At 72.0% G+C, this 17,154-nt stretch carries 13 protein-coding genes; 3 read left to right on the top strand and 10 right to left on the bottom strand.

Annotated elements, in window-relative coordinates:
• Positions 1 to 23: 23 nt before the first annotated feature.
• Both ABGB18_RS09240 and ABGB18_RS09245 read right to left on the bottom strand, forming a co-directional pair.
• Positions 24 to 647, bottom strand: a complete 624-nt coding sequence (locus ABGB18_RS09240; RefSeq protein WP_347694978.1) for a hypothetical protein — start codon at positions 645 to 647, stop codon at positions 24 to 26.
• Positions 648 to 736: 89 nt separating this feature from the next.
• Positions 737 to 1,513: a MerR family transcriptional regulator gene (locus ABGB18_RS09245; protein ID WP_347694979.1), complete on the bottom strand. Its 777-nt coding sequence runs from the start codon at positions 1,511 to 1,513 to the stop codon at positions 737 to 739.
• An 87-nt stretch (positions 1,514 to 1,600) separates the two neighbouring features.
• Between ABGB18_RS09245 and ABGB18_RS09250 the strand changes: the two genes are divergently transcribed.
• Positions 1,601 to 2,080 (top strand): DUF6194 family protein, encoded by a 480-nt coding sequence (locus ABGB18_RS09250; RefSeq protein ID WP_347694980.1) that lies wholly within the window; start codon positions 1,601 to 1,603, stop codon positions 2,078 to 2,080.
• A 23-nt stretch (positions 2,081 to 2,103) separates the two neighbouring features.
• Here the strand turns inward: ABGB18_RS09250 and ABGB18_RS09255 are convergent, their stop codons facing one another.
• The 4 genes from ABGB18_RS09255 to ABGB18_RS09270 all read right to left on the bottom strand — a co-directional run bounded on the left by ABGB18_RS09255 (position 2,104) and on the right by ABGB18_RS09270 (position 7,643).
• On the bottom strand, positions 2,104 to 2,511 hold the full coding sequence (locus tag ABGB18_RS09255) for a hypothetical protein (protein ID WP_347694981.1): 408 nt from the start codon (positions 2,509 to 2,511) through the stop codon (positions 2,104 to 2,106).
• A 273-nt stretch (positions 2,512 to 2,784) separates the two neighbouring features.
• Positions 2,785 to 5,043 (bottom strand): bifunctional SulP family inorganic anion transporter/carbonic anhydrase, encoded by a 2,259-nt coding sequence (locus tag ABGB18_RS09260; protein WP_347694982.1) that lies wholly within the window; start codon positions 5,041 to 5,043, stop codon positions 2,785 to 2,787.
• 307 nt (positions 5,044 to 5,350) lie between these two features.
• Positions 5,351 to 6,949 (bottom strand): hypothetical protein, encoded by a 1,599-nt coding sequence (locus ABGB18_RS09265; RefSeq protein WP_347694983.1) that lies wholly within the window; start codon positions 6,947 to 6,949, stop codon positions 5,351 to 5,353.
• A gap of 184 nt (positions 6,950 to 7,133) precedes the next feature.
• Positions 7,134 to 7,643 (bottom strand): YbhB/YbcL family Raf kinase inhibitor-like protein, encoded by a 510-nt coding sequence (locus ABGB18_RS09270; protein ID WP_347694984.1) that lies wholly within the window; start codon positions 7,641 to 7,643, stop codon positions 7,134 to 7,136.
• A gap of 663 nt (positions 7,644 to 8,306) precedes the next feature.
• On the opposite strand from ABGB18_RS09270, the gene ABGB18_RS09275 reads away from it, so the two are divergent.
• Positions 8,307 to 8,828 carry a PH domain-containing protein gene (locus ABGB18_RS09275; protein WP_347694985.1) on the top strand — a complete coding sequence of 174 codons (522 nt, stop codon included), beginning with the start codon at positions 8,307 to 8,309 and terminating at the stop codon, positions 8,826 to 8,828.
• Positions 8,825 to 10,432: a PH domain-containing protein gene (locus ABGB18_RS09280; RefSeq protein WP_347694986.1), complete on the top strand. Its 1,608-nt coding sequence runs from the start codon at positions 8,825 to 8,827 to the stop codon at positions 10,430 to 10,432. Before ABGB18_RS09275 ends, ABGB18_RS09280 begins: the two co-directional genes overlap by 4 nt.
• 485 nt (positions 10,433 to 10,917) lie before the next feature.
• On the opposite strand, the gene sepH is transcribed toward ABGB18_RS09280, so the two are convergent.
• The 4 genes from sepH to ABGB18_RS09300 form a co-directional block, all read right to left on the bottom strand.
• On the bottom strand, positions 10,918 to 13,905 hold the full coding sequence (gene sepH / locus ABGB18_RS09285; RefSeq protein WP_347694987.1) for a septation protein SepH: 2,988 nt from the start codon (positions 13,903 to 13,905) through the stop codon (positions 10,918 to 10,920).
• 160 nt (positions 13,906 to 14,065) lie between these two features.
• Positions 14,066 to 15,022 carry a S8 family serine peptidase gene (locus ABGB18_RS09290; RefSeq protein WP_347694988.1) on the bottom strand — a complete coding sequence of 319 codons (957 nt, stop codon included), beginning with the start codon at positions 15,020 to 15,022 and terminating at the stop codon, positions 14,066 to 14,068.
• Between the two features lie 74 nt (positions 15,023 to 15,096).
• Positions 15,097 to 16,374, bottom strand: coding sequence for a D-arabinono-1,4-lactone oxidase (locus tag ABGB18_RS09295; protein WP_347694989.1), 1,278 nt, complete (start codon positions 16,372 to 16,374; stop codon positions 15,097 to 15,099).
• A 44-nt stretch (positions 16,375 to 16,418) separates the two neighbouring features.
• On the bottom strand, positions 16,419 to 17,144 hold the full coding sequence (locus ABGB18_RS09300; protein ID WP_347694990.1) for a polysaccharide deacetylase family protein: 726 nt from the start codon (positions 17,142 to 17,144) through the stop codon (positions 16,419 to 16,421).
• Positions 17,145 to 17,154: the final 10 nt, after the last annotated feature.

Below are 17,154 nucleotides of genomic sequence, written 5' to 3' on the forward strand. Positions count from 1 at the left end.
CGGTCAGGATCGGCTGCGGTGCCTTATCTGATCACGTCGTTGCGCTTCAGGTACCGAAGGATCTTCCAGCCTGCGAACACCAGCATCGCGGCGATCACCAGCAGGGCGGCCGAATCGACCAGGACATTTCTTTCGGCCGAAACGGGCGCGGCCGCCGGCAGCTCCGTCTGGGCCTCCAGGATGGGCTCAGAGGCGGTCGGCGCCGGTGTGGGAGCCACGACGGGGGGCTGCTCCGCGGCCACGATGGGGGCCTGCGCCTCGGACTCCTCGGGGCTGCTCGTGGGCGCCGGAACGGGTGGCTGCGCGACCTGCTGCGGCACCTGCTGGGTGACGGTGACGGTGGCTGGAGGGGTCGCGGTCGCGGATTTGGGCGTCTGCGTCGGCGTGGGTTTGGCCGTGACCGTGACCGTGGGCGTCCGCTTGGGTGTCTGGGTCGGCGTGGCCGTGATCGTGCGGGTCGCCGTGGCGGTGGCCGTGGCGGTGGCCGTGGTCTTCACGGTCTTCGTGATGGTGACCTCGACCTTGCGCGTTTTCGTGACGGTCACCGGTGGCTGGGTGACCGTGACCGTGATCTGAGGATCACTGCTCGTGGTCTGGGGCTCGCTGGGGGTCTGGGGCTCGCTCGTGGCGTCAAGAGGCGAGTTCACGACTGTCCATTTCGTCGGTCTGGGAGCACGGCGACGATATCAGTCAGACAGATACGATGACTCCCGAATCACCCCCAAGTCATGGGAGGTCACTCCCGCCCCTCGGACCAGAGGTGTGCGGCATGTCTTTCCGGACCTTGGTCCGGGGCAGGCCCGTCGTCCGTGAGCGAGCGGCCGGTGGCGAGCCCGAGCACGGCGCTGAGAGCGGCGCCGCCTTCGAGGAGGGCCCGGGAGCGAGCCGTGATGCCCGCTTCCCTGGCGGCCAGCGCGGAGGTCACGTCCGCCAGCCGGCGAGCGCGGCGGAGCTCCGGCATGAGGGCCCGGAGCGGGGCGATGCGGTAACCGGCCTTGCGGAGTTGGTGGACGATCCGTGCGTCCCGGACCTGGGAGGGCGTGTAGCGGCGCGTTCCGCGCGCGGGGTCGCGGTCGGGGACGACGAGCTCCTCCGCGTCCCAGTGCCGCAACGTCGAGGCACGTACGCCGAGGGCGGCGGCGAGTTCGGAGACGCTCATCGAGTCCGAGGCCCGGACGTCCTCGATCGGCTCGCTGGATATCGCCCGGGCGGCCTCCTCCGCCTGCCTCAGGTCGCCGCGCTCCGTGTCGAGCCGGGCGTGCGCCGCGTCGACCAGGGCGAGCACCCGCGAGGCGGGGGACCGGTGGACGGCACGGACGATCTTCTTGGCCTCGACGGGACCCGCGCCCGCCGCGAGGGCCCGGTAGGCCAGCGCGGACCGCAGGTGTATCTCTCCATAGACCCGGTAGCCCGAGGCCGTACGCGTCGCCGGAGGGAGCATGCCGTCACGCTCAAGATTGCGTACCTGTTGAACGGAGTATCCGGAACGCCGCGCGACATCGACAGTACGCATGTCCTGCGATTTGCGACCTGCCACCCTGATATCCCGCGAACATAGCCCTGAAGTCTCCACAAGCACTTTAATGCGACGCTTGACCACATGACGATGGACGAGATCATCAGCTTCGTGGCCGGCCTCGACGGCGTCCTGACCTTGAGGCCGGAGCCCGGCGACGGCTCGCCGGAGATCGGCTGGGGCGACACGTTCTTCTACTACTCGCCCGACGGCGTCGTCCCGACGACGGGCCAGCCCTTCGCGACGATCGTGACGAAGAACCACCCCGGCGACGAGACGTCCCGCCTGGACCGGCCGGGCGCCTTCCGCGTCAACGTGGCCGCCGGGAAGGACGAGTTCGTCCGGTGGACAGGACACGCGCCACGCGAAGCGGCCGCCCCCGAGGCCGCCCCCGGAGCCGACGACACCGTGATCGCGCACCCTGTCTACGGCACCGTCGGCTGGCTGGCAGTGGTGAACCCGGGCCCCCGTGCGGAAGTGGCGACCAGCGAGCTCCTGCGTACGGCCTACCACCTGGCGCGCTCGCGCCACGAACGGCGTGCGGCTGGTGCCCCGATGACCTGACGAGGAGGGCTGCCCCGGAGCTGTCAGGCGCCGAAGGGCCGGGCCTCCCGGCCGTGCACGATCAGCGCGTACAGCACCAGCAGGTCCACCGCGATGACCGCCAGCGACCACCACGGGTTCACCGTGATCCAGACGAGCTGTGTCATCGCGTTGATCATGACGAGCACCGCGGCCACGATCCTGGCCCAGGTCTGGCCGGCCAGCAGGGCGAGGCCGGCCAGGAAGAGCACGATCCCGAAGACGAGATGGGCCCAGCCCCAGCCGGAGATGTCGAGGAGCAGCAACCGGGCCGGCATCCGGAAGTACAGGTCGCTGTTGAGGACCGCGTACACTCCGCTGATGATGTTGAAGACGCCGCTGATGATCATCAGCGCCGCGGCGAACCACACCCAGCCGACCCATCCGGTCACATGCCGTGATTCGTAGGCCATTGTCGGATCCTCCCCCGAAGGCAATGTAAACGGTCATGTGCCCGGGGTTTCTCTCCGTAATCGCCCGAATACGTACATGGTGAGGGGCGGAGGTGTTGTTTCACTGTCTCGCCGGCCTCGACGGCCCCGCGGGCGCGGCTCGACAGTGGGCACCTCCGCCCCTCCGGCCCCTGGGAGCCAGGACCGGCGTCGCGAGGAGCGCCATGGGCACCTGGTGAACCTCGCCGGCACCCGCGACGCTAACCCGGTGCCCGGGCCCGGGTCTGCGCAGATTTACTCGGAAGCGCCGAGGCTTCGCTCCTCGGCCACACGGCGAACCTGCGGCCGCGCGGGAGAGCCGAGCCGCAGCGGCGGCACCATGTGCACCCGGGCCGAGCCGATGTCGAAGAACAGCCCCACCAGCTCCAGCTTGCCCGCCCTGACCTGTTCGTCGACCTTCCGGTAAGTGCGCAGGTTCTCCAGTTGCTGCTGCACGTTGACCCGGCACAGCACGTCCAGAGCGCCCGTGTGCAGCCGATCGCCCTCGGTCTCGATGAACGTGGCCAGGCTGTGGTTCCCGTGCCGCAGCCACCGTCTCAGCCCCGGCAGGCTACCCGCCTGCACGCCGCCGCTCAGCACCCCGGCCATCGCCCCGCACCCTGAATGGCCGCACACCGTGATCGTGTGCACGCCGAGCACCTGCGTCGCGTACTCGATCGCCGCCACCACCGAGTCGTCGTGCGGCTCGGCCCCCCGGCGCGGCACCAGGTTGCCGATGTTGCGCACCGTGAACAGGTCCCCGGGCCCGCTCGCCGTGATCAGGCTGGGCACGATCCTGGAGTCCGCGCACGTGATGAACAGATGCGACGGCTGCTGCTTGCGGGCGAGCTCGGTGAAGATGGGCCGCACCAGCGGCGCCGTACGCCGGTGGAACTCCCGCGCCCCCACCGTGAGCTGGCACTCCTCCCGCGCGGCCGCGCCGTCCTGGGTGATGGCGGGATCGGTGGGACGCCGGGTCCGGTGGGCCCACGGCAGCCACCACCGGTCCGGCGCCTTCGGCGGCGACTTGACGGGGAAGATGCGCGCCCCGCTGGCCGCCAGCGCGTACCACTCGTCGTGCAGCTCGTCGATGTCGACCGTGCCGCCGATGCGCTCGTGGTCCAGCCGCCAGGAGTGGATGGCCTCGAAGGCGGCGTTGTCCATGAAGTCGATGTTCAGGTCGAGGTCCACGGGCGTGCCCGCGGCGATCGCCCGCAGCTCGTGCGTCAGCCTGGGCACCCCCAGGAACGTCAGCGAGCCCGAGATCGTCACGTGCAGCCGGCCCTCGCGGTCCTCCCGCTTCAGCACCGTGACCCAGGTCAGGCGGCGCAGCGCGAGCAGCGCGGCCAGCGCCAGCCCGGCCAGTACGCCCTCGGCGAGCCCGAGCAGGATCACCGCGACCATCGTCACCACGTAGACGGGCACCTCGCCGTGGCCGTGCACCTTCTTGACGTGGCCGAGGTTCACCATCTGCACGCCGATGAACACCAGCAGCGCCGCCAGCGCCTCCAGCGGGATCAGCTTGATCAGCCAGCCGAACACGAGCGCGAACGTCAGCACCCACACCCCGTGCAGGATCGCCGAGCAGCGAGTACGAGCGCCCGCCTGCACGTTCGCGGTGCTCCGGACGATCACCCCGGCCACCGGCAGGCCGCCGAGCGCGCCGGTGACCATGTTCGCCACTCCCTGGCCGGTCAGCTCCTGGTCCAGGTCGGCGCGCCGGCCGCCGTGCATCCCGTCGACCGCCACCGAGCACAGCAGCGACTCGGCCCCGGCCAGCAGCGCCACCAGCAGCACCCCGGCCACGATCATGTGCCAGTCGCCGCTGGGCAGCACGGGGAAGGCCCACTCGGTGACGCTGTCGGACAGGTCGACGCGCGTGACGTCCCAGTCGAAGATCCACGCCGTTCCCGCCGCCGCGAGCAGCGCGACCAGCGGAGCCGGCACCGCCTTGACCCGCTTGGGCAGGCGCGTCCACAGCGCCAGCACCGTGATCGTGAGCAGGCCGATCGCGACCTTGTGCCCGTGCAGGTCGGCGACCTGCCCGGGTAGCTCGATGAGGTTGGCCACGGCCGAGCGCTGCGGGCTGCCGCCCAGCACGATGTGGAGCTGGGAGAGCGCGATGATCACGCCGACGGCCGCCAGCATGCCGTGGACGACGGCCGGCGACACCGCCAGTGCCGCCCTGGCCGCCTTGAACACCCCGAGCAGGAGCTGGACCGCCCCGGCCATCAGGGTGATCATGCAGGTGGCCCGCCACCCGTACGTGTGCACGAGATCCACGACCACCAGCGACAACCCCGCGGCGGGGCCGCTCACCTGGACGGCCGAGCCGCCCAGCGCGCCGGCCACGATGCCGCCCACGACGGCGGCGATCAGCCCGGCTGCCAGGGGTGCTCCCGAGGCCATCGCGATGCCCAGGGAAAGGGGCACCGCGATGAGGAAAACCACGAGCGAGGCTGGCACGTCATGCCGGAGGGTGCTCAGCCAGCTACTCTGCGTGTCGCGGAACATGGAGCAAACCCTATTGCTCCGTCGGCCCTGCTTTAGATGCGCGTCACGCGGGTTTTACGGATTAGTGACTCCTCCACCCCATAAAGGGGATGGCTTCGCGCCACGCCGCGCGGGCATCGTCGGAGGACAGGCCCGGCTCCCTTGAGGTTGCTCGCCCAGGCCACCTCCGCGTTTGGGGCGTGCCCGCATGTTCGCCGAAAACCGCACGGGCCTGCGACGTAAGGCACGTTCGGGCGCCTTCCCGCTCGGCACGCCCCCGCTCCCAACAGGGAGCGGTCCCTGCCTTCGACCTGATGGGAGCCTGGGATCAGCGGTAGTAGTCGTGCGGGTAGTCCTGCTCGGGCGTGCGCCCGTGACCGCCGCCGTTTTGCGCCGCCTGGTTCCCGTACGTCGGCCAGCCCGCGGTGCCCGAGGGCGGCTCCGGCCAGGCGGCCGCGGAGCCCGCGGGGCTGCTGGTGTAGTCGCCGGTCTCGTACGCGATCGACGAGGGCGGCGTCGGGGCCGACAGCACGTCGTCGTAGGACGAGACCGCCCGGCTCGGCGTGGTGGGGGTGCCCGTGGCGGGGGAGGGACCGGTCAGCGGGTCGGAGGAGTCGTCGGCCACGGCCCAGCCGGAGCGCACCTCGTACGAGGCCGGGTAGGAGCCGGAGGCGGACTGGTCGAACGCCGGCCACGAGTTTCCGGCGCCGTAGGAGGCGGCGGCCGGGGTGGGGTCGTCCAGGATGTCGGGCGTGGCCGGCCAGGAGCCGGACGAGGTGGCCGCGGGCGGGGCGGTCCAGGTGGTGTCGAGCGGGTCGGCCGCGCCGCCGCTGTAGGCGGGGAACGGGTCGCTCGTCGGCGCGCCGTGGATGGGGGCGGGCGCGGCCGGGAACGAGCCGCTGGACGTGGGGCTCACCGCAGGGAACGAGCCGCTGCCGGTCGGGGCGGGCGTGGCCGGGAACGAGCCGCTGCCGGGGGAGGAGTGGCCGTTCGAGGAGCCGCCGCCGGCGGCCGCCGGGTAGGAGGCGTTGGTCGAGACCGGGCTGGGACGCGTGGCGGGGGCCTGGTCGGCGGGGCGGGTGGGGGCGGGCACCGGCTGGGCGCCCGGGCTGAGGATGCTCATCACGTCGCCGGGCGGCGCCGCGAAGGTCATGGTGCGCTGGTCTGCCAGCTCGGCCTGGGCCGGGGTGGCACGCTTGGCCGGCTCGACCAGGTCGGCGAGGCCGGAGGCCGCGGCCCCGGCGGGGACCGGGCGCTGCGGCAGAGGTCCCTGGACGGTGGTGGCGTCGGGGTCGACCGAGGCGGTCGCGGGCTGCGGCCTGGACCGCTCGCTGCGGCGCTTGGGCCGCTCGCCCCGCCCTCCCGAGGGCCGCTGCTGCGCCGCGGGGCGCTGCTGCTCCGGCCGCGGCTCGGCGGGCCGCTGTTCGGTGGGGCGCTGTTCGGTGGGGCGCTGTTCGGTGGGCCGCTGTTCGGCCGGGCGCTGCCGCTCACCGCGCTGCTGCTCGGCCTGGCGCTCGCGCTCGACGGGACGGGAGGCGCCCTTCCTGGCCGCCACGGTGCCGCCGGCGCCGAAGCCGCCCTCCTCCGCGTCACTGCGGATGTTGGCCCAGAACTCCTCGTCGTCGTCGTCCGTGCTCGGGTTGCCCCACTCGTCGACGCCACGCCTGCCGCGCTGACCGGTGCGGACCGGTTTCGGCTTGACTTCGTCGATAGGGCTGAAGTCAGGACTGAAATTGGCCATACGCGGCTCGTGCGCCGCGAACTCGTCCGTGGAACGAGCCAGGGTCTGCTCCTCCTTCTCGGCCATCTCCTTCAGCCGTTCCGGAGGGAGAGAGCTCTCCCGGCGGTTCATGGAACGCATGCCCAGTGCCACGACGACGAGCACGAGGAGCACGACAGCGACCAAGCTCACTACGACCGCGATCATTGCACCACCCTCAAAGCCATGGCCTCCCTTCGGCACCGATGAGATCGCGCGGCCATCGACGCGATCTGCCCCCTTTGATCACCAGTGCCTAACAATTGGATCTGATTGTGTCGGACCACTATGAGAGTTGTCACACCCTACGTGAAGAATTGGTACATAGGTACTACGTGCCGTGTTCGTTCCTTCACTGGATGCCAACAGCTGTGAGGCGGCCACGCGCGATGGTCTGGTCCGCGATCTGCTTCAAGATCCCGGAGAGGGAGGCGCTCTTCGGGTTGATCTTGCCGCTCAATGTGTAGACGGTGAAGCGGTAGCTGCCCTCGGGGTTGCAGGGGGGCTCGTAGCCTCCCTTGCCGCTGGTGACCTTGGCCTGACCGGACCCTGCGGGCGGGTCACTGGCGGCGTCGGCGCCCAGCTCGGTCGTGGTCGCCGGGATGTTGTAGATCACCCAGTGCACGGCCGAATCGGAAGTGGTGTGGGAGTCGACCACGATCGCGATCGACTTGGCCTCGGACAACGGCTGGCTCGACCAGCGCAGCGGCGGGCTGCCCTGATCGCCCTGACAGGAGTAGTCGCTCGGCAGCGGCTTGCCCTCGCGCAACTCCGGGCTCGAGACGTTGATCTCCGCGATGTCCTTGGCTCTGGACCTGCCGATGAAGCTGCCGCAAGCGGCCAAGGCGAACACGGCAGCCACCGCCGTCACACTGACAGCGATGCGCCGCATGCGCGATGCCGCGTTACACAGCCCCATGTCGGATGATGCTACGCGGCTCTCGGCGGTGCGCAGACCGTTTCTCGATGGTCGGTGGCCGGTAAAGGATCCGAAACGGCCCAGAATCGCGGCATCCGGGTAGTGAGGTTCGACACAACCATGACCTCTGTCATCCCGGGCGGAGTCGAAACGTGGTCTACCGGGGGGCCCTTTCTGGCCTGCCGGTTCACCGTGGCGGGCCGCGGGACGCGATCTGGCGCCGTGAGCCGACAAAATGGACACTGTTTCGGTCGTCTCCCTGTGGCAAAAACCAGGCACGTCAGATCGTGCCGGATGTACGGGTTCCACCCCGAGCACCCGACGCAGCAGCGGGCACGGCCGGCGCGTCAAGGCGGCGGGCGCGAAACGGCGGCTGCCACGTCGCGTGAGAGGCTCGCGCTGTGGTGCGGTCCCGCGCTGGCCGGGCCTGGCTGGCACGAACGTGGCGCCGCCGATGTGGCCAAGCTCGACAGCCTGCGGCCGGCCGCCACCGAGCATGGCACCGACGCCGAGCGGCCCGTCGGCAGACACGCCGGGAAAATCGGTGGATCTTCTACCACCTCCGACGGCGGATCATGATCCGGGTTCGCGCCCTAAGCTGGCCTTGTGACGTCAACAGGCCCGCTGCGCGATCCGGCGAATCGCGTCTCGCCCAAGGCCGTCCGCCTGTGGCTGTTGGAGGCACTGATCGCGTTCGTGTTGTTCCTCGGCGGGTCACTCCTGGTGGCGCGCTGGGTCGGCGGGAGCGGCTGGTCGTGGGTGCCCGGCTGGTTCGCCGACAACTCGTGGTTGCTGCCCGGCGCGGTCGTGGTGCTGATCCTGCCGTTCCTGGCGGCCGAGCCCTTCGTACGGTATGCCGTGCATCGCTGGGAGCTCTCAGGAGACGTCGTCTACGCCCGGTCGGGCTTCCTGACCAGGGAGTGGGTGTTCGTGCCTGTGAGCCGCATCCAGACGGTCGACAAGGGGCAAGGCTGGATGGAACGGATGCTCGGGCTTGCGACGCTCGAGATCCGCACCGCGTCCCATGCCGGCTCCTCGACGATCAAGGGCCTGGACGTTCAGGTCGCCGCGGGCCTCGCCGAGCAGCTCGCGCACCGGGCCGAGGAGCTCAGGGACGACGCGACATGACCGGCCCCCACCGCCCGCCGCCTCAGGAGGACGGCCCCATGCCCGCCCCGGAGCCGCCTCCCGGCGGGGAGCGGCGGCCGTACGCGGACGGGCCCCCGACGCCCGCCACGGACGCCCCGCTCCCGGGCCGGGCGCCGTTGCGGCTGAGCCCCAAGGTCCTCCTCATCCATCCGGTACGCATGCTGCCCTCGCTTCTGCTCCCCCTCGTCGGCGTGCTGTTCGTGGGCGGGTTCTCGGCCAGGTCGTACGGCTGGGCGGCGCTCGGCGTGGCGGGCACCGTCATGTTCGCGATCATCCGGTGGGCCACCTTCACCTACGAGATCCTCGGCGACCGCCTGGAGACGAAACGGTCGTTGATCAGCCGCTCCGTCCGTACCATCCCGCTGGAGCGGATCCGCGGGGTGGACGTGTCCACGCCGCCCATGCACCGGCTGCTTGGCCTGGCCGTGCTCAAGATCGACACCGGGGCGAGCGGCGGCGACGAGGAGGCCGAGCTCGACGGGGTCACGCCGGCGGAGGCCGAACGCCTCAAGACGGTGCTCCTGCGCCGCACCGCCCGCGCCGAGACGCACGTACCCGACGCCGAGGCGGCCGGGCCGGCCGAGCGCACGATCATCAGCGTGCCGCGCAAGTGGCTGCTGTACGGGCCGCTGTCGGGCGCCTACCTGCTCACCCCGTTCGCGCTGGCGGGCGGTGCGGTGGGACTGACCTTCCAGTGGGGGGACGAGCTGGGGTTCGGCCAGGACGCCGCCCTGAGCGCGGGAGAGTGGCTCTGGACCCACCCCTACCTGTTGCTGGTCGCGGTGCTGCTGCTGGTGGTGGCGATGCCGCTCGTGGGCGGGCTGATGTACGCGGTCTTCAACTGGGACTTCCGGCTCAAGCACCGCGACGGCTACCTGGTGGCCGAGCGCGGGCTGGTCAACCGGCGCAGCGTGTCGCTGGAGTCGGGCCGGGTGCGCGGCTACGAGGTCGTTGACGGCCTGGCCGAGCGGTGGGCCGGGGTGGTCCGCGCCTGGGCCATCGTGACAGGGCTGGGCGACTCGCAGACGCGCGGGCAACTCCTGCCCGACGTGCCGCGCGCGGTGGCCGTCCAGGTGACCGCGGACGCCATCGGCCCCTACCGGTCCGTGCTGCGCCCGCACCCGCCCGTGGCCCGCAACCGCCGCCTGTTCCGCGCCGTCATCCCGTGGCTCGCCGTGGCGGCACTCGCCGCCGTCCCGGTCTGGGCGACGGGCCAGGTGGTGTGGTGGATCCTGCTGGTGGTGGCGCTGCTCCTGGCGGGTCTGGGGGTCCCCTTGGGGCTCGACAGGTACGCGTCCCTGGGACACGGCTACGACGGGCTACGGCTGGCGGTGCGGTCGGGGTCACTGCGCCGCTCCCAGGCGGTGGTGGAACGCCGGGCCGTGGTGGGCTGGCGGCTGCGGCAGACGTGGTTCCAGCGGCGCGCCGGGGTGCTCACGCTGACCGCCGGGGTGGGCGCGGGCAAGCGCGGCTACTCGGCGATCGACGTCTCGGTAACCCAGGGCGCGACCTTCCCCGCCGAGGTGACCCCCGAGTGGCTCAGCCCTTTCACCCAACCGGCGACACCCCCACCCACCGGGTAACGAACGCCCCGCCCGAACACCCCCGCCTGTCGAGCATCGGACACCCCGGCCGCTTCAGGAACGTTGCCGTCTGATGCGCGACGCTCCGAAGGGTGCAACGGGCGGTCCGGCGCCTTGGACGGTCCCGGGCACCGGTCGCCTCGACCCTTCGAATGCCGCAGTCAGACGGGCCCCACTGACGCTGGAAGATCGCGCGCTGACGCTCGGGAAACGTTGTGCTCGGCTGACGGTCACGCTTGGAAGCGGTGTGCCGGCCGATGGGTGCGTTGGCGCGCGTCGTGCTGGGTGGTGGGCGCGCTCGTGAACCTTGTGCTCGGCTGACGGGCGTGCTCCGGAAGCGTCGCGTCCCGGCGACGGGTGCGTTTCCCGAACGCCGTGGTCGGACGGCGGGCGCGCTGACGCCCGGCCTTCGCCCCGTTCGACGGACGGGTGCCTGCGGCCGGGGGCGTTCTGGTGATGCGCCCTTGCCGGCCGGGCTGGGATGATCAATCTTGGCGGCGGGCACCGAACATGATCTCGTCCCACGTCGGGACCGAGGCCCGGCGGCCTCGCGACTTGCGTGCCGGACGGGCGGCAGGGGCGGGCGGCGGGGACGGCACCGGCACGGCCGGGTCCTCCTTGGCGTCGTCCTTTCCCGCCCGTGCCGCAGGCACCGCAGGACCGGGCTTGGGCTTGGGCGCCGGTGGCTTGGCCTCCTGGGCGGGCTTCTCCGGCTCTGCCCCGGGTGCGGGCTGCCGAGCCTCACCGCCCCGCTTCGGCTTGCCCTCCGGTGCGGCGGCCTGAGCCTCCTTGGTCTCCTTGGCCTTCTTGCCGTCCGTGGCCGTCGCGGCGGCGTCCGCAACACCCGCGGCCTCGTCCTCCGCGACCTGGGGTGTTGCTTCGGCGTCACTGCCGCGAGGCGCCTGAGCGGCGACCTCGGAGGGCTTGGCGACGACCTCGGGAGTCTCGGCGGCGACGTCGGGGGTCCCGGCGGTCGTGCCGGGACTCTGGACCGTGGCCCCGCCGGAAACCTCGGCGTTACTGGTGACGTCGGGTGTCTTGGTGGCGACGTCGGGGGTCCTGGTGGCCGTGTCGGGACTCTGGACGGTGGCGGCGCCGGAAACCTCGGCGTCGGTGGCGACATCGGGCGCCTTGGCGGTGGCCTCCGGCGTCGTGCCTGCGACGGCCGGGGACGCCGAAGAGGCGGCGATATCGGCGCTCGAGTCGCCGGTGGTCGCCGCGGCGGCCACGTCGGCGGTGGCGTCGGCGGCCACGTCGGCGGTGGCCTCGGGTGCCGGTGAGGCGGCGGTGTCCGATGCGGCGGCGTTGGTGTCGGGGGTTGCGGCGGCAGCGCCGTCGGGGGTCTCCGCCGCCGTCCCCGCCTCGGTGGGTGCGTCGCTGGAGCCCTCGATCTCCGAGCCCCTGGCCTCCGTCACGGCAGGCGACTCGGCCTGCGCGGCCGGTGTCCCGATCTCCGCGGCGGGCGTGTCGGCCTGCGCGGCCGGAGTCTGGCCCTGCGCGGCAGGCATGCTGTCCTGCGCGGCAGGCGTCTCGGCCTGAGCGACAGGGGTGGACGCGTCGGCCGTCTCGGGCGTGTCCTGGGCGGTTTCTGCCTTCTGCTCCGTGGCCGCTTCGGGCCGGCTGGCGGCGGCGGTCGTGGAGTCCGGCGTCGGGGCTGCGACCGAGGCCTCAGGCGTTTCGGCTGTGTCCGCGGTGGCAGAGGTGACATCACCGGCTTCCGTACCGGAGGACGGTGATGTCGGCGCGACCGGGTCGGCGACATTGTCCGGCTGGGCGACGGACTCCTCGGCGGCGCTCGGCCGCGTGGCCGACTCCGCTGACGGGCTCGATTGCGCGGGCTGCGCTGACGCGTCCGGCTGGGCGGGCTCTCCTGACACGTCCGGCTGGGCGGGCTGCGCTGACGACTCCGGCTGGACCGTTTCGACGTGCGGGCGGGATGCGGTCGTGGGCGTCAGGTCGGCGGTCGGAGCCGGGTCGGCGGGGGCCGGTGCGACGGCTTCGGGCCGTGCCGGCGGCTCCTCGAAGGCTGCCTGGGGCTCCCCAGCGGCAGGCCGAGCTTCCACAGTGGGCCGGTCGCCGGTGGTGGCCTGCGGCTCCCCGGCGGTGGCCTGCGGCTCCCCGGTGGTCGCGTGTGGTTCGCGGGGGAGGGGCCGCGGCGGTGCCGTGGGCTGTTGCTGCGGTGCCGTGGTGTCCTGGCGCGGGCCCGTGACGGGCGGCTGTGAATCCGTGGCGGGTGGCCGCGGGGTCGCCGTGGGGGGTTGTGCGGGCGGGGGGGTGGCGGGGGAGTAGATCGAGTCGGTGTCGCGCTCGCCCGGACGGCCCGAGCTGAAGTCGGGCAGCCACGTCGAGGGGCCGCCGCGGCGCGGCGAGGCGTCGCCCGGGCGGCCATAGCCGGCCTCGCGGGCGGGAGACTCCGGCTGGTACGACTCGCGGGCGGGAGCGTCGGGGCGGTACGACTCGCGGGCGGGAGGTTCCGGCTGGTACGACTCGCGGGCGGGAGCGTCGGGGCGGTACGACTCGCGGGCGGGAGGTTCCGGCCGGTACGACTCGCGGGCGGGAACGTCCGGGCGGTACGACTCGCGGGCGGCCGGTTCCTGGCGGAAGGGCTCGCGGGCCGGTGGTTCGTGGCGGAGGGGCGGCTCCGAGGACGGGTCGCGGTGGGCGGAGGCGCGGTCGAAGGCCGCATCGCGGGAGGGAGACTCCGGGGCGCGCCCATATGACGTCTCCGCGCCCCGCGGCGGCGGGTTGTACCCCACCGCGGGCTCCGCGGGCTCGCGCCGCACCACCGAGGGGAACGGCACGGCGCCCGACGGCAGCGGCGGCACCGGCTGCAGCTTGGCCACCCGCGGCGTGAACGGCGTCACCGTGGTGTCCTCCACGGCGGCCGGCTCCGGGTCGAAGTCGGCGGACGACAGGCGCATGGCCTCGTCGTCGTGGGGCGTCACGTGGCGCTTGCGCGGATCGAAGAGCCACTCGGCGTGGCGCGTGTGACCGTTCCAGACGTAGCCGAGCTTGACCCGCCACAGCCCGTCGTCCCGCTTGGCGGAGTCCCAGTCGATCTCGTCGGTGGGCACGCCCCGCCTGGTCAGCCGCTCCGCCACGAGGTCACCCAGGGTGGGGCCGGGCGCGGACTCCCCGGGCATGCGTACGGCGACCCGCTGCGCCTGCTGGGCGACGTATTCGCGCTCCTGCAGCACCGGCCCCTCGAACCAGCGGACACGCTCGACCGGGATCCCGGCGGTCGCGGCTATCTCCTCAGCCGTCTCTCCGGCACGGATCCGGGCCTGGATCTCCTTGGGGCGCAACGGACTCTCCACTTCGATCTCGTACTGGCCGAGACGGGAGAAGTTGCCGCGGACGGCAGCACGGAGCCGGTCGTCCACGGGAAGCGTGAAGCGCGTACCTCGCCCGGCAGTAGCCAGCACGAGATAGGTGCCGTCCTCACTTACCGCGACGAGTCGGAGCTCCTGCATGCGAGTCCCTTCGTCAGCGTCGCCATTCTTCCCCCGGACCCTTGAGTCTCTCGCGTGTGCCGGTTGCCTGCCAGCACCGTACCCGGCATGTCCGAACATCGCCTTCCTGGGATAGCCCCGGGGCGATGTGACGCCGGTCACATTTGTCGGATCCATCCCTCTAGCGCCCACCGTTGCGCACGAGGAGGTGGGGAGCCCCAGATGGATTCTGGCCAATCGCGCCGTGCGCCGTGGCGCATTTGAGCCACGATGCCACGACAGGCGGCTGGGCGGCAGGATGGCGCTCCAGGTGCCGGGCGGCGACTCCTGCCAGGTGAGCGGCGTGAGCCGAGTACGCCGCGCCGCCCGGAACGACCCGGCAGGCGCCCGCGTCGGCCGCCGCGACCACGAACACGCCCGAGCGCGCCAGAGCCCGTACGGCCGCGTCGAGCGCGGGGGATCCGGCACCGTCGAGGGCCAGGGCGGCGACGGCCGGCCCGCGTGCGTGCCGGTGGATCCAGTCGAGCCCCGCCAGTGCGTCGGCCAGCGTGCCGGAGCCGGCGCAGCCGAGCACGCGCACCGAGGCGATCCCGGCCCTGGGCGCCGCCTCGTGGGCCAGCCGCGCGGCCCGGGTGCCATGCCCGGCGCAGCCGCGGCCGGTGCCGCCGGTGGCGTCGAACGCGCGCCAGACCCGCTCCGCGAACGCGACCCGGTCAGGGTCGACGCCGCTGTCCACGACGTACACGGTGGTGCCCCGGCCGGTGCCCTCGCCGGGAAGCGGACGGGTGGGTGCCGCCATGGGCATGGGGTGGATCTGGCGGTCGGGCTCGATGGCGAGCACCCGCGGGTCGGCGCGCAGCTCGGCGAGCTCGGCCGCGGTGAGGAAAGTGGCGAATCCGGGCAGGGCGGCCGTGTAGTAGCGGCGGACCCGCCAGCGGACCTCGCCGACCAGATCGCGGGCGGCCACCCGGCTACGCGCGGTGACGACGTACGGGCGGGTGGGCTCTGACGGGGCGGGGCGCAGCGCGAGTCCCGAAGCGGGCGTCATGGCCAGCGGGACGGTGGTGGCGGCGGCCGTGGCGGAGGTAGCCAGGGCCGCGGCGAGGTACACGGAGGGCAGGCCGAGTCGACGGGGCACGAGTTACGAGGGTGCCGGGGCCGCGGGCCGCAGGGGCGCAGGGACACGCGCGGGCGGCAGGTCTTTACCTAACGCTAGCCGAGCACCGCGTCCAGGTAGTCGTTGGTGAACAGGCGGCGCGGGTCGAGCCGGTCCCGCAGGGCGGTGAAGTCGGCGAAGCGGGGATAGACCCGGCCCAGGTACGCGGCGTCCCGGGTGTGCAGTTTGCCCCAGTGCGGCCGCCCGGCCAGGCGGATCATGATGTCCTCCACCGCCTCGAAGTAGGCGGGGTTGGGGGTCGGGCGGTAGATGTGGCAGGCGATGTAGGCCGTGCGCCGCGCGTACGCAGCGGACAGCCAGGCGTCGGACGGAGGCGCCACCCGTACCTCCACCGGGAAGCTGATCTTCCAGTCGGTGAGCTCGATCAGGTCCCTGATCTCGCGTAGGGCCTGGGCGAGACGTTCGCGCGGGACCGCGTACTCCATCTCGAGGAAGCGCACGTCCCGCCGCGCCGTGAAGACCTTGTACGAGGCGTCCACCGACTCCGAGTCCGTGAGCGCCGCCACGCCGGCGGCGTTGATCCGCGGGATGAGGCCGGGTAAGCGGGCCCCGAGGGCGCAGGCGGCGCCGAAGACCGCGTTCTCCAGGAGCACGGTGTCCACCCAGTGCCTGACCGCGCCGGCCGGCCTGGCCGGACCCGGGTCCCTGTTGCCCGTCTTGACCAGGCAGGCGTCGGTGTGCGGCAGCCAGAAGAAGTCGAGATGCTCGTTGGCGGAGGTCAGCGGGTCGAGCGAGTCGAGCAGCTCGCCGAGCGGCAGCCGGCGCCGCCGGCCGCACAGCAGGAACGCGGGCTCCACGCGGAACGTCACGGCGGTCACGATCCCGATGGCTCCGAGCCCCACCCGGGCGGCGTCGAACAGCTCCTCGCCCGGCCCGATGGTCGCCACCGAGCCGTCGGCGAGCACCAGCTCCAGCTCGGCGACCTGGTCGGCGAGCCCGCCGCTGTCCCGCCCGGTGCCGTGCGTGCCGGTCTGGATCGCGCCCGCGACCGTCTGCTCGGTGATGTCGCCCATGTTCGACAGGGCCAGGCCGCGCCCGGCGAGCAGGTCGTTCAGGACCCGCAGCGGCGTGCCCGCCAGCACGGTGACGCGGTCACCGGCCCAGGACCGGATCCCGGTGAGCGCGGACGGGCTCAGCATGATGCCGTCGGTGAGGGCCACTCCGGTGAAGGAGTGGCCCGTGCCGACCATCCGGACCCGCCGGCCCGTGGCGGCGGCGTCCCGCACAGCGCGTACGACGTCCGCCACGCGGGCGGGGGCCCGGACTTCGGCGGGGGTGCCCGTTTGGTTGCGCGCCCAGTTGATGAACGCCATGAGCACCCTCCGGAATATCGTTCGGTTTTAAACCCGAACAATACTCACTTGTTACTCCAGCCCTCCGGAACCGGGAAGGCGTCGCCGGGCTTCAGCTCCTCGTGCTTGATCACCTCGGACACGGTGACGAGGTGGTAGCCCTTCTTCTGCAGTGACTGGATGATGGACGGCATGGCGTCGACGGTCTGCTTCACCCAGTCGTGCATGAGGATGATGCTGTCCTGCTTGGCGACCGCCATCGTCTGCTTCTTGATCTTCTCGACGTTCTTCGAGGCCCAGTCCTCCGAACCGGCGGTCCACAGGATGATCGGCATGCCGAACTCGGTGGCCACGTCGGAGATCGGCAGGTTGGTCAGCCCGTACGGCGGGCGCATCAGCTTGGGCTCGACGCCCGCCGCCTTCTTGACCTCGTCCTGAGTCTTCTTGACCTCGGCGCGGATGTCCCAGATCTCCTTTTTGGTGAAGTCCGGGTGCGTGTAGCTGTGGTTACCGAGCTCGTGGCCCTCCGCGACCATGCGCTTGACGAAGGCGGGGCGGCTCTTGACGTATTGGCCCTCGAGGAAGAACGTCGCCTTCGCGTTGTACTTCTTGAGCGTGTCGAGCAGCGTCCCCGCGTACTGGCCGGGCCCGTCGTCGAAGGTCAGTGCGACGCACTTGACCTGCTTACAGTCGACGGGCGCCTTCTTGGGCGCCGCGGCGAACGCGGGGGCCGGAGCCAGCGTGACGCAAACCGCTGCGATGGCTAGAAGTGAACTGACTTGTCGGGACATAAGAAAAGCT

It is taken from the genome of Nonomuraea sp. B12E4 (assembly GCF_039871825.1).
Taxonomy (GTDB): Bacteria; Actinomycetota; Actinomycetes; order Streptosporangiales; family Streptosporangiaceae; genus Nonomuraea.

Coding starts and splice junctions, on each gene's coding strand:
- ABGB18_RS09245 (WP_347694979.1), bottom strand. CDS start 1,513: ATGCGTACTGTCGATGTCGCGCGGCGTTCCGGATACTCCGTTCAACAG.
- ABGB18_RS09250 (WP_347694980.1), top strand. CDS start 1,601: ATGACGATGGACGAGATCATCAGCTTCGTGGCCGGCCTCGACGGCGTC.
- ABGB18_RS09255 (WP_347694981.1), bottom strand. CDS start 2,511: ATGGCCTACGAATCACGGCATGTGACCGGATGGGTCGGCTGGGTGTGG.
- ABGB18_RS09260 (WP_347694982.1), bottom strand. CDS start 5,043: ATGTTCCGCGACACGCAGAGTAGCTGGCTGAGCACCCTCCGGCATGAC.
- ABGB18_RS09265 (WP_347694983.1), bottom strand. CDS start 6,949: ATGATCGCGGTCGTAGTGAGCTTGGTCGCTGTCGTGCTCCTCGTGCTC.
- ABGB18_RS09280 (WP_347694986.1), top strand. CDS start 8,825: ATGACCGGCCCCCACCGCCCGCCGCCTCAGGAGGACGGCCCCATGCCC.
- sepH (WP_347694987.1), bottom strand. CDS start 13,905: ATGCAGGAGCTCCGACTCGTCGCGGTAAGTGAGGACGGCACCTATCTC.
- ABGB18_RS09295 (WP_347694989.1), bottom strand. CDS start 16,374: ATGGCGTTCATCAACTGGGCGCGCAACCAAACGGGCACCCCCGCCGAA.
- ABGB18_RS09300 (WP_347694990.1), bottom strand. CDS start 17,144: ATGTCCCGACAAGTCAGTTCACTTCTAGCCATCGCAGCGGTTTGCGTC.